Raw genomic sequence first — 23,953 nt, 5'->3', positions numbered from 1 at the left:
CCAGAGCTATACAGAAATACTGATAAAACCGAAGCCACGGAGATAGTAATCATCGACAGTCAAATGAATTACCGAGGAAAACTTGACACTTACCCAGCGATTCTTTCCTCTTGACAAACAGTTGAAAAGGATATAATCTTCTAAGCAAGAAACCGTTGAAGCGGAGATCAAAGCAGGAAATGCACCCAAAGAGAGTCCTAGCCGGTGAGAATGGATGGAAAGGCAGCCTGCCAAATGGACCGCTGAGGGTGCGGCGAAATGGATGACAGAGTATCCCGCAACGTGAGGCACGCGTTAGCTGCCGGAGATATGATGGTATCTCGCAAAGAGCACGATATCGTGAAACAAGGTGGCACCGCGGATTGAATCCGTCCTTGGCAGAGTTATTTCTGCCATGGGCGGATTTTTTATGTCCAGGCAGATGAGGAAGCACTGATTCATTCATGGAGTTTGCTTTTGTAAGAATAAAAACAGTGAGCCATTGAATCAGCGCTTCCATAAGGAGGTCATTATGTATCCTACACTAGAAGAAATCAAAAAAGTCAGTGCATCCGGTGATTACAGAAGAATTCCCGTCTGCCGGGAAATCATGGCAGACGCCTTCACCACCATTGAAGTCATGCGGACCCTCCGCGCCGCCAGCCATCACTGCTTTATGCTGGAAAGCGCGGAAATTGGCCAGCCCTGGAGCCGCTACTCCTTCCTTGGTTATGATCCCACCCTGGAGCTTACCTGCCTGAATGGTCATCTCACCATTACGAAGGGCGCAGAGGGAGAGCATCCGGAAATCATCAGGAAAGAGGTCACCCATCCCGGCGAAGAAATCAGGAAAATCCTTGCTGATTACAAAAGCCCCAAGCTGGAAGGACTCCCTCCCTTTACCGGCGGCCTGGTAGGCTATTTCTCCTACGACTACATCAAATATGCAGAACCTACGCTGACGCTCGCCCACGAGGACAATGCCGATTTCAACGATGTGGACCTCATGCTCTTTGACAAGCTGGTGGTCTTTGATGCCTACAAACAGAAAATCATCCTCATCACCGGCGTCTCCACAGAGGACATAGATCATTCCTACCGCCAGGCGAAAAAAGAGCTTCGTGAAATGGAAGAACTGCTGAAAAGCGGAGCCAAAGCGGTATTCAAACCCCTCCATCTGGAAGAAGAGCTCAAGCCCGCCCATTCCCTGGAAGAATACCGCGCCATGGTGGAAAATGCCAAACACCATATTTACGAAGGCGACATTTTCCAGGTAGTCCTTTCCAATCCTTTGACCGCCAGAGCCAGAGGCTCCCTGTTTGACGTATACCGCCTGCTCCGCATGGAAAACCCTTCTCCCTATATGTTCTATTTCACCAGTGACCAGGTGGAAATCGCCGGTTCCTCACCGGAAACCCTGGGTAAACTGGAAAACGGCATCCTCCACACTTACCCCCTGGCCGGCACAAGGCCGAGAGGCAGAACCGAAGCAGAAGACCAGGCCCTGGAAAAAGAGCTCCTTTCCAATGACAAAGAACTGGCCGAGCATAATATGCTGGTCGACCTGGGGCGGAACGACCTGGGGAAAGTCAGCCGCATCGGCTCCGTGAAAGTGGAGAAATACCTGAACATCCTCCGCTTCTCCCACGTCATGCACATCGGCTCCACCGTGGAAGGTACCATTGCCCCCGGCAAGGACGCCATAGACGTCATCGACGCCGTCCTGCCTGCAGGCACCCTCTCCGGCGCCCCCAAACTCCGGGCCTGTGAAATCATTGAGGAAGAAGAATCAAGAAAACGGGGCATCTACGGCGGTGCCATCGGCTACCTTGATTTTTCCGGAAATATAGACACCTGTATCGGCATCCGGCTGGCCTATAAGAAAAAAGGCGTCCTCTGTGTCCAGTCCGGCGCCGGCATCGTAGCCGACAGCGTACCGGAAAAGGAATATCAGGAATGTCTCAATAAAGCCAAAGCCGTAGTCAACGCCATTCACCTGGCAGAAGGAGGACTGGACAAATGATTATTCTGATTGATAACTATGACAGCTTTTCCTATAACCTCTATCAGCTGGCAGGAAGCCTCTATCCGGACATCAAAGTCATTCGGAACGATGCATTGAGCCTTCCAGAACTGGAAGAAATGAACCCTAAGGCTCTCCTTATCTCCCCCGGTCCCGGACGTCCGGAAGACGCAGGCATCTGCGTGGATGCCATCCGTTTCTTCGGCCCCCGCATTCCCATTCTGGGCGTATGCCTGGGCCACCAGGCCATCTGCCAGTGCTACGGCGCCACCGTATCCTACGCCAAAGAACTGGTCCATGGAAAAGCCTATGACGTGGAAGTCGATACCGGGAGTCCCCTCTTTAGAGGCATGAAATCGCCTATCAAAGCAGCCCGCTACCATTCCCTTGCCGCCGTGGAATCCACCATGCCTCCCTGCCTGAAAATCACCGCCCGCACCAAAGACGGGGAAATCATGTCCGTGGAACACAGGGACTATCCCACCTACGGCCTCCAGTTTCATCCCGAATCCATTATGACCCCGGAAGGCGGAAAAATCCTGAAAAACTTCTTCACCATGGCGGAAAGAAGGGGAAAATAGGTTCAGGGTTCAGAGGGTGGTGGATTGCCCTGCGGGTAATGCTTATGAAATCTGCGTTACGGGATTTGGTTTTGTGTCACCAGTGCTGCAGGACGAAGAGCCAGAGCCCCCCTTCCCTAGGAAGCGGGTGGCGCCAGCCACCAAAGGGGGGCATTTCCTCGCGCCGCAGGCGCGGTTATATGGTTTTCCCTCGCCCGTAAGGGCGGTTGTATGGTTTTTACTAGCCCACCAGCTCACTAGTCCACTAAAGCTGTTTTATCCATACTGGCGACTTCAATAAATTAAAAGGCGCCCCCATTCCCTACTCTCAAAAATATATTGACATCACTCCATGAATCCTTTATAATATAAAAGCTGTTCATATTCGATCAGCATAATTTTTAGAGAGGTGATTTACACAATGGCAACAAACAGAAATCTCCGTTTTAAGACAAGCAGACGTTTCGGCGTAAATATTTACGGCCATCCGAAAGCGTTAAAACGGCAGGTCGCTGACGCTCGTCAGAAGAAACAGTCTGAATACGGCGTACAGCTGTCCGAAAAACAGAAGGTTAAAGCGATGTACAACCTGCTTGAAAAGCAGTTCTACCGCTATTATGATAAAGCAAGGAGAATGTCCGGCGTCGTAGGCGAAAACCTGCTGTTCCTGCTGGAAACCAGACTGGACAACCTTGTATACCGTGCAGGCTTTGCACGTTCCATCCGTCAGGCTCGTCAGATGGTTACCCACGGACTCATCGTGGTTGACGGCAAGAGAGTAGACATTCCTTCCTACCCCGTTCGTCCCGGACAGGTGATTTCCCTGAAGGAATCCTACAGATCCAATGAAATGTTCAAACAGTCCTTCCAGGAACTGAAGACCTTCGATCTTCCTTACATCGAAAAGTCCTTCGACAACTGGACTGCAACCCTCACCCGTTTCCCCCAGAGAGACGAACTCCCCTACAAAGACGAAGTCAACGAAACCAACATCGTCGAACTGTACTCCAAGTAATTCGTTTTTCAGCGGACTATGGAAATACAAAAGAGGAAATGCTTTTTGCGTAGCATTTCCTCTTTTTTTCGTGCCTTTTCCCTGGGAACACATCTGCTCATCGCAAAAAGCCCACCGGATAACCGATGGGCTTTTTTCTTACTGTTTGAACTTGTCTATGATTTTGTCCAGGAAGGAACTTTTCCCTTTGTACTGGGAGCAGTCCTCACCCATTTCATTGGCGAAATGGAGAAGGGCGTTCTTCTGGTCTTCGTTCAGCCGTTTAGGCACGGTGACATGGACTTCCACGTAAAGATTGCCTTTGCGGGAGGACTGGAGATGAGGCATGCCTTCGCCGGAAATGCGGAAGCGGGTGCCTGTCTGGGTGCCGGCTGGGATCTTCAGTTCCACTTCTTTGTCCAGGGCCTTTACCTTGATGGTGGAGCCCAGGGCTGCCACGGGGTAGGAAATATTGACGGTCTTGTAAAGGTCGTCCCCTTCTCTTTCAAAGTCCAGGTCGTCTTCCACGTAGATGTATACGTAAAGGTCGCCCTTGGGGCCGCCCCGGAGACCCGGCTCCCCTTCGCCGGACACTCTCATGCGGACGCCGCTGTCGGCACCGGCAGGGATATTGACTTCAATGGTCTTGGAGGCCCTGACGGTGCCGCTGCCATGACATTCTTTGCACTTGTTTTTGATAATCTTGCCGGTGCCGCCGCACTGCTGGCAGGTGACGATGTTCACCATCTGTCCGAAGGGGCCGTTTCTTACGATACGCTGCTGTCCGGTGCCGTGGCAGGCAGGGCAGGTATCTACGGAGGAGCCCGGTTCTGCGCCGCTGCCGTGGCAGTGGCTGCAGGTGTCGTTCTTGGTGACGGAGAATTTCTTCTTCACTCCGGTGAAGGCTTCCCGAAGGGTGATGGTCATATCGTAGCGGAGGTCCGCCCCCTGCTGGGGACCATTGTTCCTTCTGCGGCTGCCGCCGGTGAACATGTCGAAAATGTCCCCCATGTCGAAGCCGCCGAAGTCGAATCCCTGGCCATTGAATCCGCCCTGACCGAATCCGCCGAATCCCCCGGCGCCGGCTCCACCACGGGATGCCTGCTGGAAGGCGTCGTGGCCAAGCTGGTCGTACTGAGCTCTCTTGTCGGCATCGGAAAGTACATGGTAGGCTTCATTGACTTCCTTGAACTTTTCTTCCGCTTCCTTAGGATGGTCCTTATTCAGGTCCGGATGGTATTTGCGGGCAAGTCTTCTGTATGCTTTTTTGATTTCATCATCGGTGGCGTTTTTGCTTACGCCAAGGATGTCATAATAATCCTTGCTGTCTGCCATAAAGAAATCACACTATTCCTTATTTCTTATCGTCGTCCACGACTTTATAGTCTGCGTCTACTACATTGTCCTTGTCTTTTTTGGCTCCGGCCTGGGGTCCCTGCTGGGCGCCTGCATTCTGGGCCTGCTGCTGTGCCTGCTGAGCCTGCTGTGCCTGCTGGTACAGTTTTTCGGTCAGTTCATGGAGCGGTTTGGTGAGAGCTTCTGCATCGGCTTTGATCTTTTCGGTGTCGTCGCCTTTCAGTGTTTCTTTCAGTTTAGCAATGGCGTCATTGACTTCCTTGACTTTGCCCTGGTCTGCTTTGTCTCCCAGTTCCTTCACTGTCTTTTCAGCCTGGTAAATAAGGGCTTCTGCATTGTTCTTGGCAGTAATGGCTTCTTTCCGTTTCTTGTCTTCTGCTTCATGGGCTTTGGCATCATCCTGCATTCTCTTGATTTCTTCGTCAGAGAGGCCGGAAGAGGAGGTAATGTCGATCTTCTGTTCCTTGCCGGTGCCCAGATCCTTTGCAGAAACATGGACAATACCGTTGGCATCGATGTCGAAGGTGACCTGAATCTGCGGAACTCCCCGGGGAGCCGGCGGAATATCACTCAGTTCGAAACGGCCAAGGGTCTTGTTATCAGCAGCCATGGGACGTTCGCCCTGGAGTACATGGATATCTACGGACGGCTGGTTATCGACAGCAGTGGAGAATACCTGGGTCTTGGAGGTCGGAATGGTGGTATTTCTCTTAATCATAGTGGTGAATACACCGCCCAGGGTTTCAATGCCCAGAGACAGCGGAGTGACATCAAGAAGCAGTACGTCTTTCACTTCGCCTTTAAGAACGCCGGCCTGGATGGCAGCACCTACAGCTACCGATTCATCAGGGTTAACGCCCTTGGACGGTTCTTTATGGAATTTGTTGCGGATAAGGGTCTGTACGGCGGGGATACGGGAAGAGCCGCCGACCAGAAGAATCTTATCGATATCGTCAATAGTGAGGTTTGCATCCTTCATAGCCCGTTCCATAGGTTCTACGGTAGCCTGTACCAGATCTTCCGTAATCTGGTCGAATACGGCACGGGTGAGGGTAGCGTCGAAGTGAACCGGCTGGCCGTTGGAGTCGATGGTGATGAAGGGGAGGTTGATGTCCGTGGACATGACGGAGGACAGTTCAATCTTTGCTTTTTCAGCAGCTTCCTTCAGTCTCTGGTTGGTCATGGGATCCCGTTTCAGTTCGAAGCCGTTCTGGTTCTTGAAGGTGTCTGCAATCCAGTCCATGACGCGGGCATCGAAGTCATCGCCGCCCAGATGGCCGTTGCCGCTGGAAGCTTCTACTTCAAATACGCCGTCTGCCAGGTTCAGGATAGATACATCGAATGTGCCGCCGCCCAGATCGTAAACCAGGAAACGGTGCTCCTTACCGTCTTTAATCTTGTCAAGGCCGTAAGCCAGGGAAGAGGCGGTCGGTTCGTTGATGATACGGAGAACTTTAAGGCCTGCAATGGCGCCGGCATCCTTGGTGGCCTGGCGCTGGCTGTCGGTAAAGTAAGCCGGGCAGGTAATAACGGCTTCCGTTACTTTTTCGCCCAGATAAGCTTCTGCATCCACCTTCAGTTTCTGCAGAATCATGGCGGAGATTTCCTGGGGAGTATAGGATTTCCCGTCAATGGTTACCTTGTAGTCGCTGCCCATATGACGTTTAATGGAAACGATGGTGCGGTCCGGGTTGGATACGGCCTGGCGCTTTGCCAGCTGGCCTACCAGCCTTTCTCCATTCTTGGAGAAGCCTACCACGGAAGGGGTAAGACGGGAGCCTTCGGCGTTAGGAATGACGACAGGTTCGCCGCCCTCCATGACAGCTACTACGGAGTTTGTTGTACCTAAATCAATACCAATTACTTTTGACATTTAAAATGTCTCCTTTCCAATGTATTTCTAAAACTGAAATTCTATATTTAACCGCCAATGTCAGCTGTTTTTCACAACCTGGACCTTGGCAGGGCGAATCACTGTATCTTTATAGAGATAGCCTTTCTGGAAAACCATGGCAACGGTTTCATCATCCATTTCATCAGATGCGACCATCATCACCGCTTCGTGGAAATGGGGATCAAAGGTCTTGCCCTTGGCTTCGATTTCCTTGACGCCGAAGTCCGCCATGATTTTCACCATCTGCTTCTGGAGCAGTTCAAAGCCCTTCAGGTAGGCCTCGCCGGATGCATCCTTCTTCATATGGGATAGAGCCAGTTCGAAATTATCCAGTACCGGAAGGAAGGATTTCAGCGTTTCCGCCTTGTAGGTATCGGCCGCTTTGGCTTCGCTTTCCTTTGTGCGGCGGCGGAAATTGTCGAAGTCCGCCTGAAGTCTTACATACTGGGAAAGGGCGGTCTGCAGCTTTGTCTCTTCCGACTTGGCCTTATCTTCCGCTTCCCTTGCCTTCTTCTGGGCATCCGCTGCCTGTTTAGTGAGGAAAATGACCTGCTGCTGCAGTTCCTCTATTGTAGGCTTCGGCATTTCCTCCGCCTTTTTTCCCTTTTCCTTCGGTTCCTCCGTATTCACTTTTACTTTGATTTCTTCTTTTTTTGCCATTGGGGAGCCTCCTCGTTTTTACTCTTTATTCTTCAAAAGCTGATCCAGTCTGTCCTGCATGAACCGCATCATGCCGATAATCCTGCTGTACTGCATGCGCGTCGGTCCCAGCACTGCCACAGAACCGATGACCCTGCCGCCGGAGGAAAACTGGGCCCTCACGATGGATAAATCGGACAGGGACTTCATGGGGTTTTCCGTGCCGATGTGGACGGCAATGGGCTGGTCGGAACTGGAGAGAAGCATGCTTTCCAGCATATCCCGCTGCTCCAGAAGATTTAGGATATCCTGCATTTTTTCTACATTTTTGAATTCCGGCTGCTCAATCAGCTGGGATGCGCCGCCGGAATAAACTTCCTGCTGCGGTGTCAGCACACGCTGGAGGGTTTGGAACACATTCATATAGGGGCTTAAATTCTTTTCTACATCCTTCTGGAAGGAAAGGATTTCCTTCTCATCCATACTGTCAACGTCCCGGCCGTGGAGGAAATGGTTCATCCTGTCCGCCAGGAGCTGCATTTCATCAAAGGTGCTGCCTTTAGGAATATCCACCACTGCGTTGGAAACGTCTCCCCGGTCTGTCACCACCAGGAGAATGGCCCTGGCTCCGTCAAGGGGAAGGAAACGGACATAGTTGAATTTCTTCTTAATACCAGCGGACGTGGCGACGGAAAGGTTATGGGTCAGGGATGAAACAGCCTTTGCCATATTGCGGAAAATTTCATCCACCTTCGTCACATGATCCAGAAGCATGCTGTCAATCATGGACTTTTCTTCATTGGAAACAGGAGCGGGCTGCATGAGCCAGTCCACATAAAAACGATACCCCTTGATGGAAGGGATACGTCCTGCGGAAGTATGGGGCTGTTCCAGGTATCCTTCATCTTCCAGATCCTGCATCTCATTCCGGATGGTGGCGCTGCTGACGCCCAGGTTGTACTTCCTGGCAATGGTTCTGGAGCCTACCGGTTCAGCGGTATCTGCATAATCCTGTACCACTGCCCACAATACTTTCCTCTTTCTTTCATTCAATTCATTGGCCCCGTAGCGGGGTTCATTCTTATTTGTTCTGCGTGCCATGATTATCACCTTGTTGTTAGCACTCATCTCTTCCGAGTGCTAACTTACGTTATTAGAATAGCATTCATACCCCTCTATGTCAAGGCTTTCCCCTTCTTTTCCTCATTTTTCCACATAAAAAGCACCTCCCGAAGGAAGTGCTTTTTTAGTGAGCTAGTAGATTAGTGGACTAGTGGACCAGTCGAAGTCAATGTTAGCGGGGACCCAGATTCTTCGCTTCGCTCAGAATGACGATGGGGCGGTAAGGTTAGCACATAACACAGTCTGATGTCTGACCTCTACCATCTATCGTCTCCCTCACCCCACGTAACCCAGCCAGTGCCAGTAGGTGGCGGAAAAGACAAGAATCATGGCGTAGGCCAAAACGGTGAAGGGAATGCCGGTAATCAGAAAATCCTTAGACGTAATGTAGCCGGTGCTGTAAGCGATCATATTCTGGGGTGCATTCACCGGCAGGATGTAGCCGAAGCAGATGGTGTACTGAAGAATCATGGTCATGCCCAGCACGTCGATGCCCGGCGTCTTCACGCTCTGGAGGACCGCAATGACGATAGGAATCATGGCTGATGCGAGCCCCGTGGCGCTGGCAAAACCCAGATGGATAAGGGTGAGGAAGAAGGCCATCACCGCAATGATCATAAGGGGCGACATGGTTTCCATGCCGAAGAGGGATACAAAGTGGTTAGCCAGCCAGATGGCAGCTCCCGATTTCAAAAGGGCGGTGCCCAGGCTGATGCCTACGCCGAACAGGGTGACCGTACCCCAGTTGATATGGGGCACTGCCTGTTTCCAGGTCATAAAGCCCACCTTCGGCAGCATCATGAGCATAATGCCTGTAATGGTGACAGTGGTGGTATCAAAGGGATGGAGCTTCTTTTCTGTCACCCAGAAGAAGAGGAGCAGGATGGAAATGAGGAGCAGTTTCTTCTCATCTCTGGAAACAGGGCCCAGATCCTTCAGCATCTTTTCCAGTGCTTCCCTGCCGCCGGGCATTTCCTTCACTTCCGGAGGCATCACATGAATCAGAAGGAAATAGAGCACCACCGACATAATGGCCGCATAGGGAGCTGCCGCAATGAACCATTCCAGCCAACTGATGTCTTTCCCCAGCACCTGCTGGATAAAACCGATGGCCACCATGTTCTGGGCCGCTGCCGTCTTAATGCCGATATTCCAGAGGGAATCAGCCTGGGCCACCGCCATCATGAGCACCGCCGCAAAGGTAGAGCCCTTCTGGAGACCGAAGGCACGGATAATGCCTACTACGATAGGAACCATGCAGGACACCCGGGCCGTGGTGGACGGGACAAAGAAGGAAAGGAGGAATCCTACGAAAATGACGCCGATGACCAGATGACTGGACTTTACGCCGATGTGGGACATGACCACCAGGGCGATTCTCTTATCCAGCCCTGTTATCATCATGCCTGCCGACAGGAACATGGCTCCTGCCACCAGCGCCCAGGCGGTGGTGGAAAAACCGGCAAGCCCCATCTGCAGAGCCTTGCCGGTGCCGAGAATCACTGCCGGCTTGGCAGGATTCGGCGCCAGCCCCAGGGAAAAGGCCATAAACACAACGATAACAAAAGCGCTGACCGGATAGGACACACCTTCCGTCATCCAGATAATGACTGCAAATACCAGAATACCGATGAGCCGGTGGCCTGAGGTAGGCAGATCCGCCGGCGTAGGAAACAGATACACCAGGGCCATGGCCGCCAGTGCTAGAAACAAACCGTACTTCTTGCCAAATCCTTCCGATTGATTCATAAGGCACCTCCAGGAAGGGAAAAAATGAAGCGCCCTTTCATTAGGGAAGCACTGATTAATTCGCAGAATCGAATTTCATATGGATTTTTATCCAATGCTTCGTCATAAGTCTCCTTAAATAGCTNNCGTCGACTTATTCCTTGCATTGAATAAAAATTCAAGAATGAAATCCGATAACGATTTAATCAGCGCTTCCTTAGAAAGAGCGGGTATTAACGGCCCCGCTTATGAAAAGGCACTTTTCCTATGCAAAAAGCTCCTGTCATCCCTTAGGGAAACAGGAGCCTCGTTGCACTTTATGAATTTCTTCCAGTATATCCAAAAAGGAGGGCCTTGTCAAATCCAATGAAAAAGCCCCCGCCATAGCGGGAGCTCTATAGTTATCAGTCAGCGCTGAAAGGAAGCAGAGCGATAGCTCTTGCTCTCTTGATAGCGAGGTTGATTTTGCGCTGATGCTTTGCGCATGTTCCGGTTACGCGGCGGGGCAGAATCTTGCCTCTTTCGGAAACGAAACGACGCAGTGCAGCAACGTTTTTATAATCAATGGTGTCTACGTGATCCACGCAGCACTGGCAGACCTTTCTTCTCGGTCTTCTTACTCTATCTCTTCTAATCATGCTTTCTATATCCTCCAAAATCAATGCATATCAGAACGGAATATCTTCATCCTTGGACGTTGTACCAAACTGTCCAAAGTTTCCTCCCGGCTGGCCGCCCTGTCCGGCTGGAGCATTGTTATATCCGCCGTTTCCGCCGAAATCGCCGTTGTTTCCACCGAATCCGCCGTTATTTCCTCCAAAGCCGCCGCCAAAGGAACCTCCCTGCTGCGGACCATAGGAAGAGCTGCGCGGAGTACCAATGGGAACTGCAATGGTATTGGCAACAACTTCTGTTACATATCTCTTTGTGCCATCCTGTGCATCATAGGAGCGACTGGAAATACGTCCTTCCACGAACACGCGGCTGCCTTTTTTCAGCTGATTTCCAACAGCTTCTGCCAGGGGACCCCAGGCAACAACATTAATCCAGTCTGTAAGCTCGCGCTGTTCACCCTGGGGGGTCGTGTAGTTACGGCTTACTGCTAAAGAAAACGATGCTACGGAACGGCCGGTCTTCGTGGCACGAATGATCGGATCCCGTCCAAGATTTCCCAAGATTTGAACTGAATTCATTCTGCTACCTCTTAGTCATCCTGTTTTACAATGATATGACGGATAATTTCTTCATGAATCTTGATAACGCGGTCAAGTTCTTTAACCTGCGCCGGGTCAGCCTGGAAATCTACTACTACGTAGTATCCTTCACTCTGATGCTTGACTTCGTACGCAAGATGACGTTTGCCCCATTCATCAGTATTGTCAATGGTACCACCGATTCTGGTAATGGTGTCCTGTACCAGTTTGACAGCAGCTTTGATGACATCATCATTAGCTGCATTCACAATGAACATAACTTCATACTTTTTCACGAAATTCGCCTCCTTTTCGGACCTATGTCCCGCACTTTCTGCGGGCCAGGAAGTTACTTGTAAAATAACAAGCTTATTTATTATACAAGAGTGGAAATGAAAAAGCAAATAGTTTTTTAGGAAATCCGCTTCGCGGAAAGTTTCCTACCCGGCGTGGCTCCATTGCTGTCCATAACGGCAGGAAACTGCTGGCAATAGTTTCCTGCCCGACATGACACATTTGCTGTCCATCGCGACAGGAAACTATCCGCGTAAAGTTTCCTGTCCGGCATGGCTCCATTGCTGCCCATCAAAACAGAAAACTATTCGCATAAAGTTTCCTGTCCAACATGACGCCATCGCTGTTCATACCGGCAGGAAACTATTTCTTCTTACTCACCATGAAGCCGGTGGCCTGCTGGTTGGCCATGATGACGATGTCGCTGATCTGCACCCGTTTGGGCTGGTCTACTGCAAAGGCGATGATATTGGCAATGTCCTCTGCCTGCAGCGCATCCACCCCTTCATACACCTTGGCGGCCCTTTCCTTATCGCCATGGAAACGGACTTCGCTGAACGGCGTCTCCACAATGCCCGGCTGGATGGTGGTAACCTTAATGTCGCTGTCAATCACGTCGATACGGATACCGTCGCTGAAGGTCTTCACTGCCGCCTTGGTGGCACAGTATACCGCCGCCCCTGCATAGGCATAGAGCCCGGCGGTGGAGCCAAGGTTCACGATGTGTCCTTTATTTTTCTCCAGCATGGAAGGAAGGAAAGCCCGGGTCATGAGGAAGAGCCCCTTGATGTTTGTATCAATCATCTGGAGAATATCTTCCTCCTTCGTTTCCCCATAGGGTTCCAGCCCTCTGGCCAGGCCTGCATCGTTCAGAAGAATGCGGGGCGTACCTGCTTCCCGAAGGCAGCGGTCCGCTACCGCCCGGATTTCATCGGGATTCCTGACATCCAGCTTGTAGCAGATGACAGGCACCCCCATTTCCTCTTCGATTTCCTTTTTCACCACTGCCAGCTTTTCTTCATTTCTGGCAGCCAGCACCAGGCCATAGCCCTTCCCTGCCAGCGCTTTGGCAGAAGCCAGGCCGATGCCGCTGGTGGCTCCCGTAATGAATGCAAACGAACTCATGATAATCCTCCTTCTTTTTCTGCTATAATAGAATGCAAGACCGATTCCCCTTTATTATACTGGATTCCCCGCCTTTTTCCACGGAGAATCAAAGGAGCTGCTATGAAATACATTATTGCTGCCGCCCTGCTGGCTGCCCTTCTGGGAACCGCCGGATGCGGAAATTCAGGCAAAAGTGATTCCCAGCCTGCGCCGGCCGCTTCCTCTGCCCCTCAAGTCCATGCCATTTCCAAAGAGTCGGAAGACCTGTATATCAAGGCTGTCACCGCCTATGGAAAGGGAAACCGCCTTTCCGCCCTGGAGCTGGCCAACAGGGCTCTGGAAAAAGACAGTAAAAACTACAAGGCCCTGTCCCTGAAGGGGATTATCCAGGCCTTCGACGTATCCCCTGAGGAAGGCATCAAAACCATTAACCAATCCCTTTCCATCAATCCAAGCTACGTACAAGCCTTTTTTGACATGGCCATGGCCCAGAAACTGGGAAAGCATTATGACGAATCCATCCGTTATTTCCAAAAGGTATTGGACAGGGACCCGCAAAATACCTGGTCCTGGTATGGCATTGCCACATGCTACGCAGACAAGCGGGATAAGCCTAATGCTTTGAAATACCTGCAGAAAGCCATAGAACTGGATCCGAAGGCCGTAAACCCCCAGGCCGCCGCCCAGGACCATTTCCAGTGGCTTCACGGCGACAGCGATTTCCAAAGCCTTGTGAAATAAAAAGGAGTTTCCATGAAATACGCATTCATTCTTTCCATCGTTTCCCTTGTCCTCTACCATGATGACCTGCTGGCAGCTGCCGGAGCCGTCGGGTATCTCGCCGGCATTTTCTTCCTTATCACCTACCGGGAAAAGCCCACCATCCTGGCCATCGGCTGCATTGCTGCCGCTATCCTCACCATCATGTACTTTTCCTGGGACTTTTCCTTCGAAGGCTACATGCACATAGGCGTAGCCTGGTCCATGACCATTACCGCCTTCGTAGCCATCCTCACGCTGGTGAGCCTTAGTTATAAGATAAAGAATAGAATATAAGGGTTCAAAGGGTTGCGGTATCGCCGCCTTTGGCGGCAATAAGTTTTATATGCCGCTCCGCGGCCCCCTTCCACCGCTGTCGCGGTCCCCCTCCGCCCCGCTGGGAAGCGTGCCACTGGATTCTCAGTCGTCTGCGTCTCCTTACGAATCCGGTCCCCTTGCCACCGGACAAGCAGGGAAAGGCAGGGCGTTACGGAATTTGCATCTGTGTCATCAGTGCTGCATGACGAAGTGCCAAAGCCCCTTTCCCTGAATCTGAAGTGAAAATTTTTCTACCTATTCCATACAAAAAACGCATCATTGATGAAGACATCAACGATGCGCTTTTTTACTGCCTGTCAGTCGGCGGTCTTATGGGATTTGAATTTCAGGAAATAGCCCATGATAAGGAGCATGCATACCAGGCCTACCGCATCGCCCAGGATGCCGTTTCCGGTAATGCCGTCTACCAGGTAGCCTGCTACGCAGCTGACAGCCACTACAAGCACATAGGGAATCTGGGTGGACACATGGTCGATATGGTGGCACTGGGCCCCCGCCGAAGCCAGGATGGTGGTATCGGAAATCGGGGATACATGGTCGCCGCCTACAGAGCCGGCCAGTACGGCTGCCACGGTCATAATCATGAGATGGGTATCATTGGACACAATCGCCAGCACGATAGGAATGAGGATACCGAAGGTTCCCCAGGATGTGCCGGTGGCGAAAGCCAGGCCAATGGCTACCAGGAAGAAGAGAGCCGGCAGCAGGATGGCAATGGTGGCATTATCGGCTACCACGCTTCCCACATAGCCGCCGATATTGAGATAATCCTTGCCTACAATGCCGGACAGAGTCCATGCCAGGGACAGGATCATAATGGCGGAGGTCATCTGCTTGAAACCTTCCACGAAGCAGCTGCAGAATGCATTGAAGCTTAAAACCTTACGGGGAATATAAAGGATAAAAGTAAATACAAGAGCAATGAAGGAACCGATTACAAGACCTCTGGCAGATTCGCAGTCCGCAAAGGCATCTGCCACGCTCTTTCCTTCCAGAATGCCGCCGGTGTACAGCATGCCGAAGACGCAGCCACCGATGAGAACCAGAAGAGGGAGCACCAGATCGATGATTTTTCCATTTCCTACAGGCGCCGTATTTTCATCTTCCGCATATTCCGCCGGAATCACCAGAGTGCCGCCGCTCTGCTTTTCGTACTTGGCCATACGGGAAAAATCATGGCCGGAAGCAATAAGGATAATCATGAAAATCAGAGTAAGCCAGGCATAGAGATTCAGCGGGATGGTTTCCAGGAAAAGGGCAAAACCGTCAATGGCGCTGTCCTCAGGAAGAGAAGAAGTAACCGCTGCCGCCCAGCTGGAAACCGGAGCAATGATACATACCGGCGCTGCGGTGGCATCGATAATGTAAGCCAGTTTCGCACGGGTAATCTTGAACCGATCCGTTACAGGACGCATAACCGTACCTACGGTGAGGCAGTTGAAATAATCATCAATGAAAATCAGAACACCAAGCGCCATGGTAACAAAGAGGGCGCTCTTCTTCCCCTTAATGCTGCGGGCCGCAAAATCCCCATAAGCCTGGGAGGCGCCGGACTTCTGGATAGCTGCCACCATGATTCCCAGAAGAACCAGGAATACCAGAATATACACATTACCTCCCACCTTGTCCGACATAATGTGGAACATGGTGTCGATAGCACCCAGCATACTGAATCCTGCAAACATAAAGGCACCGATAAAGATACCAATGGCAAGAGACATGTACACTTCCTTGGTGGCCAGCGCCAGAATAATCGTGACAACCGGCGGCACCAGAGACCATACAGTTTGAGACATATACATCATCCTCTCTCTTTTGACAATTTCCCATATCGTCAAAACTTAATTTTTATTATTATACAATACTTTCCCCGTTTGTAAAATGTTCGTAGTGATAAATTAGTGAACTAGTGGGCTAGTGAGCTGGTGAGCTAGGGAGCTGGTGAGGATTGGGGCTGGGGACCACTAGCTCACCAGCCCACTATTTCACATATTGCATTTTCCCCATAATGCTGTATAATATAGTACATGGCTCTGCAGTACTGATTTATGGCAGTCTCCGGGCCCCGTGCAATGAAATCCCATGAACCCGGTCAGGTCCGAGAGGAAGCAGCCGTAAGTGGCCCTTTTCATGTGACACGGTGCATCCTGGAGGCTGTCATAAATGAGGACTGCAAGGCTTTTTTTATGTCTTTGTGTCCTTTATTTATTGTATAATAATTACGATACTTATAATATAGATGGTTTCCGGTTTCTGATTCCGGGATTCACTGCAGTCGTTTTTCATCTTTTCTGCCGGGAGGCTGTTTATGGCTTATTTAGCATTATATCGAAAGTGGAGGCCCCGCACGTTTACGGAGGTGGTGGGGCAGAAACATATTTCCATCCCCCTTCAGCGGGCCATTGAACAGGACCGCCTGGCCCATGCCTATCTTTTTTCCGGTCCCCGGGGCACCGGGAAGACCAGTATGGCCAAAATCCTGGCCAAGGCGGTGAACTGCCTTCATCCCGACGGTGTGAATCCCTGTAATGAGTGCCAGAGCTGCCGTGAGATCAATGCCGGTTCCAGTCTTGATGTGTATGAAATCGATGCGGCCTCCAATCGGGGCATTGAGGAAATCCGTGCGCTGAAGGAGTCGGTACGCACCCTGCCGGCTGTGAGCCGGAAGAAAGTATACATCATCGATGAAGTGCACATGCTCACCAAGGAAGCCTTCAATGCCCTTCTGAAAACTTTGGAAGAGCCGCCGTCCCATGTGCTTTTCATCCTGGCCACCACGGAGCCGGAAAAGATTCCCCTTACCATCCTTTCCCGATGCCAGCGGTATGAATTCCACCGGATTTCCGTGGAGGACATCCGGAACCACCTGCTCTACATTGCCAAAGAAAGCGGCCTTCCCCTTACGGAAGATGCGGCGGACCTGATTGCCGTTAGGGCGGACGGCGGGCTTCGCGATGCCCTGTCCCTGCTGGATCAGTGCTCTTCCGCTTCCGAATCCAAAGTACTGGATGCACCGGCGGTGTATGACCTTCTGGGACTCACGGGAAAAGACATGATTCTTGACCTGTCCCATCACGTTTTCAATGGAGACAGTTCCGCTGCCCTTTCTCTTTTCTACAGCATTCTGCAGAGCGGCAGGGAACCGGCGTCCATTTTAAGGGATTTATTGGAGCATTTCAGAAATCTTATGATCTGCAAGGTCAATCCCCAGGCGCCGGAATTTGCCCAGTATGGAAACAAGGCGGATACACTCCGCTCCGATGCTTCCCGTCTGCCGGCTCCCTATCTGGACGCCCTTTTCGACTATCTCCATGAAGCACTTCATGAAGCAAAGAGGAGCTCCTCCCCCCGTCTCAGTGCGGAAATGGGGCTCCTCCATCTGTGCCGCATAAAGGGTTCCAAATCCCTGGATTCCCTGGCCCAGCGGGTAGCCCAGCTGGAAGAGGAAGTAGCCCGGCTGAAGCAGGGCGGCTTTGGTGGACATACAGAGTCCCGGATGCCATCTCCCTTCTCCGCTCCGCCCGCCTCCCCTGCCGTTCCTGTTTCTCCGGCTCCATCCCCTGCGCCTTCCCCCGCTCCCATGCCCCGCCCTGTGGCAGAGCCCGTTTCCGCAGCCATTCCAACGCAGCCTGTACCTCAAGCCGTGGATATGCCTCCTGCGGAAAATAGAAGACCTGTTCCCCGCCCATCGCCTGCCCCGAATCCTATCCCCGCCCCAGCCCCCATGCCCCGTCCTGCTGCGCCGGCTGCCCAAGCGCCCGGGGCGGACGGCGAACTCATGGATCCCAAAACCTATCCGGCCCTGTGGCAGAAGGTGCTTTCCTATTTCATGTCCATCCGGCGTATCGATGTCTTCACGTGCCTCAGGAAGAGCACCCTCATTTACTGCACAAAAAACAGGGCCATCGTTTCTGCACCCCAGCAGTTCCTGGTGGCTGCAGGCAATAATAAGTCCTACCAGAAAGTGGCTGCGGAAGCCTTCGCCAAAGTGACCGGGTTCCCCATCCAGCTTCACACGGTGCTGAAGGGCGGTGAGGAAGAAGCCTCTGCCTTTGCCCTTCTGAAGTCCGCCATGGAAAGAGGGCCTGCAGCGCCTGCTCCGCAGCCCGTCCCGAAAACCGATGACTACCGCCTTGTTTCCAGAGACAGCATTCCCGAAACCGACAGGAACGATCCATCTTTAAACGAAGCCTTGAAAATCATGAGCGACTGTGATATATATGAAAAGACTGAATCATGAAATAAAAGAATTGATTCACCATGTATCCATTCCAATAGAAAACCTTAAGGAGGAACCATTATGTTTGGAAATAAAGCCCAGATGCAGAATATGCTGAAAAAAGCAAGAAAGATGCAGGAAGAACTGCAGAAGAAACAGGAAGAACTGAAGAAGCAGACCGTAGACGTATCCGTAGGCGGCGGCGCCGTATCCCTTACCATGAACGGTGAAAAGCAGATCACCGCCCTGAAGATTGCGAAAGATGCCATTGATCCGGAAGATCCGGAAATGCTGGAAGACCTCATCACCACCGCTGTCAATGAAGCAGGCAAAAAGGCTGATGAAATGGTACAGAAGAGCATGAGCCAGGTCACCGGAGGCCTGGGCCTTCCCGGCGGCATGTTCTAATGAATAAAGAACTGGAAGAAGTGGCCCTGCAGTTCCGCAAACTGCCGGGCATCGGCGTGAAAAGCGCCCGGCGGCTGGCCTATTTCATGCTGGAACGTCCCCAGGATGAGGTGAATGTATTCCTGGATACCATCCGCAATGCCAGAAGCAAAGTATGCTACTGCTCTGCCTGCTGCAATCTCTCCACTTCCGACCCCTGCGAAATCTGCAGCGACGAACGGAGAGACCATTCCGTCATCTGCGTGGTGGAACAGCCCCAGGATGTGACCGCCATGGAACAGAGCCAGGAATATCACGGCCTGTACCATGTGCTGCACGGCGTCCTTTCCCCCCTTGACGGCGTGGGCCCGGACCAGCTGAAAATCAAAGAGCTTCTGAAACGGCTGGAAAGCAGCGAAGTCAAAGAAGTGATTATTGCCACAGATCCCGACACCGAAGGCGAAGCCACTGCCTACTACCTGTCCCGGCTCATCAAGCCGGCAGGCATTAAAGTGACCCGCATCGGCCGGGGCATCCCCGCCGGCGGTGCCGTAGGCTATACAGACGGCATTACCCTGGCAGGGGCTGTGGAAAATAGAAAGGAAATCTGATTTATGATTGAATCCTTAGGCGCTTTAGGCGGCTATGGCATTACCAGTATCATCGTCATCGTCATCGCCTTTTTCCTCTTCGCCCGATTCGTGAAGAAAATCATCGGAAATATCATTATGGGCGGCCTTCTCTTCTGGCTGCTGAATACAGTAGGTATCACCCATATGACTGTCACCACCATGCACGGCATCGTGGTAGCCCTCTTCGGAGTGCCCGGTACCATTGTGCTGGCCCTTCTGGACCTGGTGGGATAAGGGGTGAAACAAAAAACCTGAAAAGCATCTGCTTTTCAGGTTTTTTGTATACTTCCCGCCCACTGTCATTTCGACCGCAGTGGAGAAATCTCACGCCGGAATGCTGGAGGCAGCCTTGTGGCAGGAAATCTCGGGGCACAGAGCACCAATAGATTTCATATACCTTTACCTTCATACCGACCGGCAGCCCCGCTCGAGATGACAGCGGGCATCATGCTATCACTTTGATAAATTTCAAAGTATGTAAGCGCAGAAAAAGGAACTGTAAAGAAATACCATTGATTTCTTCACAGTTCCTTTTTATATTTCTTCTATTCTGCTGTTTACCAAAGTATCAGTTTTCCGTCTTTGCCGCCAGTTCATCCCATTTCTCATAAAGGTTATCCAGCTTCTTTTTTGTTTCTTCATACTCCCGGGCCAGTTCTTCATAATTGTCTGGATTCATGCTCATCTGGACGGTGTACATCTTCATGGTGGCTTCCAGCCGTCCGATTTCCATTTCCACATGGTTCAGCTTGGACACATCTGCCGGAGATGCTTCCGTTTTTGTCTGGTGCTGTCTTTCCGCTGCCTTCTCCTTTTCTTCTTCCGGTTCTTCGGAAGTTTCGCCGCTGCGGTCCTTTTCGAAGGCTTCCAGATCCTTCTTCTTTTCCTTGTAGTAGCTATAGTTGCCCAGGTACTCTGTGAGTCTGCCATGATCCAGTTCCAGAATCCGGTCTGCTACCTTGTCCAGGAAGTAACGGTCATGGGACACGATGAGGCAAGTGCCGCCGAAGGCCTGGATGGCATCTTCCATAATTTCCCTGGTGGGGATGTCAAGATGGTTGGTCGGTTCATCGAGGATAAGGAAATTCGGTTTTTCCAGGAAAAGGCAGAGCAGGGACAGGCGGGCCTTTTCGCCGCCGGAAAGCATGCCCACGTTTTTGAATACGTCATCTCCCCGGAAAAGGAACATGCCCAGGATATTCCGGGCTTCCTTTTCGCCGAAGTTGAAGGTATCCCGCACCTCATCCAGCACAGTGAGCTTGGGATGGAGCCGTTCCTGTTCCTGGGAATAGTATCCCATTTTCACATTGTTCCCCATCTGGATAAAGCCTGCATCCGGCTTCTTTTCTCCGGTGATGAGCTTCAGTATGGTGGTCTTTCCGGCGCCATTGGGGCCGATAAGGCCCACAGTCTCTCCTTTTTTGATATGGATGGTGAGGTTCTTGAAAAGGACGTGGTGATCATAGGAGCCTTCCACCCGCAGCACATCCAGCACCTTGTCGGCGCATTCCTGGGGCGGGTCGAAATGGAAGCAAAGGGATGCCTGGTGCACCGGCTTTTCCAGCCTGACCAGACGATTCAGCTGGGACTGGCGGCCTCTGGCCTGCTTGGCCTTGATGCCTGCCTTATAGCGGCGGATATATTCTTCCGTTTCCTTAATATGCTCCTGCTGCTTTTCATAGGCCTTTTCATAGGCCCGGTCCTGGTTCTCTTTTGTTTCCAGGTACCTGGTATATCCGCCGCGGAAGGTGCGGATATGGTGATTTTCCAAATCAATGATACCGGTAGCTGCCCCGTCCAGGAAATAGCGGTCATGGGAAATCATGAGAATGCCGCCTTTATAGGAGCAGAGATACTCTTCCAGCCACTCCAGCATATTCATGTCCAGGTGGTTGGTCGGTTCATCCAGAAGGAGGAAATCGGGGTGGCGCACGAAGGCTGCGGCCAGGTTGATTCTTACCTTCTGCCCGCCGGAAAAGGAGTGGATATCCCTGTCCCAGTCCTCATCGGTAAAACCCAGTCCGGTCAGGATTTTCCGGGTGGTGGATTCATAATCGTAGCCGCCGAGGAATTCAAACCGCTCCTCCGCCTTTCCGTAGTCCAGCACCAGCTTTTCATCGTTTTTATGGTTTTCCAGCTCCCTGGCCAGATGTTCCATTTTATCTTTATAATAAAGCACATCCTTCCAAGCCTCTTCCATTTCTTCCCGGATGGTATGGCTGGTATAGTTGAAGTCCTGCCGGAGGTAACCGATAATGGCGCCGTCACTGGCTTTCACCGAGCCCTTATCGGCCTCCTCAGTCCCCATAATGCACTTTAAAAGGGTAGTCTTGCCGGCGCCGTTAGCGCCTACCAGGCCTACTCTCTCTCCGCTCCTTACTTCAAAGGAGACGTTTTCAAAAACTGTTTTGATGCCAAAGGATTTTGATAATCCGCTGATTTTTAAAACTGCCATTTCTTTCTCACTTATACTTACAAAAAAGTTTAGAGGGGCCCGGCCCTGCGGGTCCGGAGGTTGTGTAGAAGGGTTGTGTTCGCTTTCGCTCAGGGAACCGGTAAAAGGGTTCAGAAGGTTCAAAGGGTTCATAAGATTCACAGGATTCGTGCGGATGACCGGCAGGAAATCCCATGTCTGAAGTCTTATGTCTTTCGTCTTTTTTCTCAAGAATACTGCTTAGCCCCCCCTACGGTCAGCCGCCCCTGTCATCTTACTTCACAATATCCGCTTTAATGACGATGACGATTTCCGATTCATCGGTGGTGGTGCTGTGGCTCTGGAAGAGCCGGCCCAGGAGGGGGATGTCTCCCAGAATGGGCACTTTCCTCATGGTCTTTGCCTGCTCCTTGTCAATGAGGCCTCCGATGGTGATCATATCACCGGACTTCAGCCTCACCATGGTATTGGCGGAGCGGGTAATAATACGGTAAGCCTTCATTTCCGGCACCAGGTAGGGCGTGGAGACTTCGGCATGCACATCGGCGGTGATTTCATGATTCCGGCTGATAATGGGCGTATAAGTGAGCTTGATGCCTGCGTCCTTATACTCCGTAGCCGTGGTTTTCACACCGTTTTCCATGTGTTCCACAATCACCGGGATTTTGCTGCCGATGAGAATTTCCGCTTTTCTGCCGTTCATGGTAGCCACGCTGGGGCGGGCCAGTACTTTCGCCTTTCCCTTGGTCACCAGAGCATTCAATTTGGCCTGGAAGAAGAAGGTATAGGGATGGCCTGCCAGGGAGCGGCCGTAGGAAATACCGGCATACCCTTCAGGTATGGTGACGTCCCAGCCGTTTCTTTCTATATTTCTTATCCGGGGATTTCCATCGCTGTCATAGAGCACATTGCCACTGTCGTCAGTCACGTAGCGCTGTTCGCTCCAGCTGTCCCGGTCGTAGGATGCACTGCCGGTGAGACTTTTGAAATCCCAGTCAATGCCCAGGTCTTTGGCGTAGGTCTTGTTCACTGCCACCACTTCTGCCTCTACCTTCACCTGCTTTTCCGGCACGTCCAGCTCTCTGACGATACTTTCCGCCGCCATGAGTTCCTGGGGTGTGCCGCTTACGATAACCGTATTGGAAGAGGGGCTGAAGGTGACTTTTTCCTTTTCCGTCACCTTTTTAAGGGCGCCGGCTGCTTCTGCCGCATTGGCATAGTTCAAGCGGAAAGCGCGGGTAGATACAGCCGCATTCTTCTCCAGTTTTCCATTGAAAACGATAAGGGTGGAGCCTTCCATGCGGGAAGAAAGGCCGCAGGAAGCCAGGATAGAAGTCAGTGCTTCCTCCGGCGTCACATGATCCAGACTGGCGGTGACCGTTTCGGAAAGATCTCCGGAAAATACCAGGTTCTTTCCTGTCATTTCTGCCAGAGAGCGGATGACCTCCCTGGCCGGCGCGCCGCTTACGTGAAGGCTGAAATTTCTTTCCGCCTCGGGCCTGTGGATTTCCACAGCCGGCGTGTCTTCCTTTTCCGCCGGCTGCATGCCTCGGTTCAGTTCCTCCACCACCATTTCATGAACCGAATCACCGGTGTTCTCTTTCTGTGCTTCTGCCGTCAAAGGAGGGCACACTAAAAGGGCAAAGCCTAAGAGAAGCCCCGCCCCTTTTATCAGCGGAGGCGAAGCGTGAGGGTGCTTTCTCCGGAAACCAGGGTCACGCTTTTGTCCTGAATGTCCTGTACGTCCCATAGGCCTGCCCGCTCTCCTTCCTTTACAGCTGCTGACGCGCCGTCCACTTCCAGTATGGCCCTGCGGTCAGACTGGTAGCTCATAACCCCCTTCAGAACCGGTACGCCGGTGTTTCTTCTTTTCTCTGCCTTCCCCTCAGCGGGAAGGGAAACGGTTTGGGGCGCAGGGGCTGCCCCCTGGGCTGTGGCCGGCGGCAGGACTTTGTCCTCGCCAGCTGCCCAGGCCTCTGCATGAAATGGATCCGGCAGGGGCTTTCCCCGGCGGTGGAGGGCCGCATCATATTTCATAGAGGTTCCTTCCTCCTTTTCAGGAAGCACCTCCACCGGTGCGGCAGGCTTCTCTTCCGGCAGCACCTTTCCTGCCGTCCCTACGCCCCATACGCCCCAAAGGGTCAAAGCCAGCACCGCCAAACCGCCTAAAGGAAGAATCCATCTGCGCTTCATCGCCATAGGGATTCCTCCTTTCCAAAAGAGACCACCGACAGTTAGGGAAGCACTGATTAATTCATAGAGTCTGCTTTTATAAGAATTTTTATGCACTGCTT

At 51.9% G+C, this 23,953-nt stretch carries 22 protein-coding genes and 1 other RNA gene; 10 read left to right on the top strand and 13 right to left on the bottom strand.

What is annotated here, in order from left to right; all coding sequences use genetic code 11:
* The first annotated feature begins 511 nt into the window (after positions 1-511).
* From B2Y11_RS02980 to rpsD, 3 genes are all read left to right on the top strand, one after another.
* On the top strand, positions 512-2,002 hold the full coding sequence (locus B2Y11_RS02980) for an anthranilate synthase component I family protein (protein ID WP_291056035.1): 1,491 nt from the start codon (positions 512-514) through the stop codon (positions 2,000-2,002).
* Positions 1,999-2,583 carry an anthranilate synthase component II gene (locus B2Y11_RS02975; protein WP_291056032.1) on the top strand — a complete coding sequence of 195 codons (585 nt, stop codon included), beginning with the start codon at positions 1,999-2,001 and terminating at the stop codon, positions 2,581-2,583. Before B2Y11_RS02980 ends, B2Y11_RS02975 begins: the two co-directional genes overlap by 4 nt.
* A 400-nt stretch (positions 2,584-2,983) precedes the next feature.
* A complete protein-coding gene (rpsD, locus tag B2Y11_RS02970) occupies positions 2,984-3,577 on the top strand; it encodes a 30S ribosomal protein S4 (protein ID WP_291056029.1) in 594 nt (197 codons plus the stop codon).
* Between the two features lie 138 nt (positions 3,578-3,715).
* Here the strand turns inward: rpsD and dnaJ are convergent, their stop codons facing one another.
* From dnaJ to B2Y11_RS02925, 9 genes are all read right to left on the bottom strand, one after another.
* The gene (gene dnaJ, locus B2Y11_RS02965) at positions 3,716-4,891 is read right to left on the bottom strand and encodes a molecular chaperone DnaJ (protein WP_291056025.1); all 1,176 of its coding nucleotides are present in this window, start codon (positions 4,889-4,891) and stop codon (positions 3,716-3,718) included.
* Positions 4,892-4,910: 19 nt separating this feature from the next.
* Positions 4,911-6,785, bottom strand: coding sequence for a molecular chaperone DnaK (gene dnaK / locus B2Y11_RS02960; RefSeq protein ID WP_291056023.1), 1,875 nt, complete (start codon positions 6,783-6,785; stop codon positions 4,911-4,913).
* A gap of 60 nt (positions 6,786-6,845) precedes the next feature.
* The gene (grpE, locus tag B2Y11_RS02955) at positions 6,846-7,466 is read right to left on the bottom strand and encodes a nucleotide exchange factor GrpE (RefSeq protein ID WP_288265065.1); all 621 of its coding nucleotides are present in this window, start codon (positions 7,464-7,466) and stop codon (positions 6,846-6,848) included.
* A gap of 18 nt (positions 7,467-7,484) precedes the next feature.
* Positions 7,485-8,546: a heat-inducible transcriptional repressor HrcA gene (hrcA, locus tag B2Y11_RS02950; protein ID WP_291056015.1), complete on the bottom strand. Its 1,062-nt coding sequence runs from the start codon at positions 8,544-8,546 to the stop codon at positions 7,485-7,487.
* Positions 8,547-8,843: 297 nt separating this feature from the next.
* A complete protein-coding gene (locus B2Y11_RS02945) occupies positions 8,844-10,316 on the bottom strand; it encodes an SLC13 family permease (RefSeq protein ID WP_291056012.1) in 1,473 nt (490 codons plus the stop codon).
* Between the two features lie 383 nt (positions 10,317-10,699).
* Complete coding sequence (gene rpsR, locus B2Y11_RS02940; RefSeq protein ID WP_232217348.1) at positions 10,700-10,930, bottom strand: 30S ribosomal protein S18; 231 nt, start codon at positions 10,928-10,930, stop codon at positions 10,700-10,702.
* A 33-nt stretch (positions 10,931-10,963) separates the two neighbouring features.
* Positions 10,964-11,488 (bottom strand): single-stranded DNA-binding protein, encoded by a 525-nt coding sequence (locus tag B2Y11_RS02935; protein ID WP_291056008.1) that lies wholly within the window; start codon positions 11,486-11,488, stop codon positions 10,964-10,966.
* Positions 11,489-11,499: 11 nt separating this feature from the next.
* Positions 11,500-11,784 (bottom strand): 30S ribosomal protein S6, encoded by a 285-nt coding sequence (gene rpsF, locus B2Y11_RS02930; RefSeq protein ID WP_291056005.1) that lies wholly within the window; start codon positions 11,782-11,784, stop codon positions 11,500-11,502.
* A 361-nt stretch (positions 11,785-12,145) separates the two neighbouring features.
* The gene (locus tag B2Y11_RS02925) at positions 12,146-12,907 is read right to left on the bottom strand and encodes an SDR family NAD(P)-dependent oxidoreductase (RefSeq protein WP_291056002.1); all 762 of its coding nucleotides are present in this window, start codon (positions 12,905-12,907) and stop codon (positions 12,146-12,148) included.
* 102 nt (positions 12,908-13,009) lie between these two features.
* Between B2Y11_RS02925 and B2Y11_RS02920 the strand changes: the two genes are divergently transcribed.
* Both B2Y11_RS02920 and B2Y11_RS02915 read left to right on the top strand, forming a co-directional pair.
* A complete protein-coding gene (locus B2Y11_RS02920) occupies positions 13,010-13,630 on the top strand; it encodes a tetratricopeptide repeat protein (RefSeq protein WP_291055999.1) in 621 nt (206 codons plus the stop codon).
* Positions 13,631-13,642: 12 nt separating this feature from the next.
* On the top strand, positions 13,643-13,945 hold the full coding sequence (locus B2Y11_RS02915; protein ID WP_291055995.1) for a hypothetical protein: 303 nt from the start codon (positions 13,643-13,645) through the stop codon (positions 13,943-13,945).
* Between the two features lie 338 nt (positions 13,946-14,283).
* Here the strand turns inward: B2Y11_RS02915 and B2Y11_RS02910 are convergent, their stop codons facing one another.
* Positions 14,284-15,783 (bottom strand): Na+/H+ antiporter NhaC family protein, encoded by a 1,500-nt coding sequence (locus tag B2Y11_RS02910; RefSeq protein WP_291055992.1) that lies wholly within the window; start codon positions 15,781-15,783, stop codon positions 14,284-14,286.
* 260 nt (positions 15,784-16,043) lie between these two features.
* Between B2Y11_RS02910 and ffs the strand changes: the two genes are divergently transcribed.
* The 5 genes from ffs to B2Y11_RS02885 all read left to right on the top strand — a co-directional run bounded on the left by ffs (position 16,044) and on the right by B2Y11_RS02885 (position 19,459).
* An RNA gene (gene ffs / locus B2Y11_RS02905) (signal recognition particle sRNA small type) lies at positions 16,044-16,143 on the top strand.
* Between the two features lie 152 nt (positions 16,144-16,295).
* On the top strand, positions 16,296-18,227 hold the full coding sequence (dnaX, locus tag B2Y11_RS02900; protein WP_291055989.1) for a DNA polymerase III subunit gamma/tau: 1,932 nt from the start codon (positions 16,296-16,298) through the stop codon (positions 18,225-18,227).
* 60 nt (positions 18,228-18,287) lie between these two features.
* Positions 18,288-18,614, top strand: coding sequence for a YbaB/EbfC family nucleoid-associated protein (locus B2Y11_RS02895; protein ID WP_291055987.1), 327 nt, complete (start codon positions 18,288-18,290; stop codon positions 18,612-18,614).
* Positions 18,614-19,204, top strand: a complete 591-nt coding sequence (gene recR / locus B2Y11_RS02890) for a recombination mediator RecR (protein ID WP_291055985.1) — start codon at positions 18,614-18,616, stop codon at positions 19,202-19,204. The genes B2Y11_RS02895 and recR overlap by 1 nt, the downstream gene beginning before the upstream one ends.
* A gap of 3 nt (positions 19,205-19,207) precedes the next feature.
* Complete coding sequence (locus tag B2Y11_RS02885; protein WP_291055983.1) at positions 19,208-19,459, top strand: ABC transporter permease; 252 nt, start codon at positions 19,208-19,210, stop codon at positions 19,457-19,459.
* Positions 19,460-19,793: 334 nt separating this feature from the next.
* On the opposite strand, the gene B2Y11_RS02880 is transcribed toward B2Y11_RS02885, so the two are convergent.
* The 3 genes from B2Y11_RS02880 to B2Y11_RS02870 form a co-directional block, all read right to left on the bottom strand.
* A complete protein-coding gene (locus B2Y11_RS02880) occupies positions 19,794-21,680 on the bottom strand; it encodes an ABC-F family ATP-binding cassette domain-containing protein (protein WP_291055981.1) in 1,887 nt (628 codons plus the stop codon).
* Positions 21,681-21,933: 253 nt separating this feature from the next.
* Positions 21,934-23,280, bottom strand: a complete 1,347-nt coding sequence (locus B2Y11_RS02875) for a type II secretion system protein GspD (RefSeq protein ID WP_288269359.1) — start codon at positions 23,278-23,280, stop codon at positions 21,934-21,936.
* Between the two features lie 50 nt (positions 23,281-23,330).
* Complete coding sequence (locus B2Y11_RS02870) at positions 23,331-23,858, bottom strand: hypothetical protein (protein ID WP_291055979.1); 528 nt, start codon at positions 23,856-23,858, stop codon at positions 23,331-23,333.
* Positions 23,859-23,953 lie beyond the last annotated feature (95 nt).

Origin of the sequence: Dialister sp. UBA1703, from assembly GCA_002320515.1 — a bacterium.
GTDB lineage: Bacteria > Bacillota > Negativicutes > Veillonellales > Dialisteraceae > Dialister.
The sequence above is the reverse complement of the archived record's forward strand: the minus strand, read 5'-3'. Positions and strand labels throughout refer to the sequence as shown.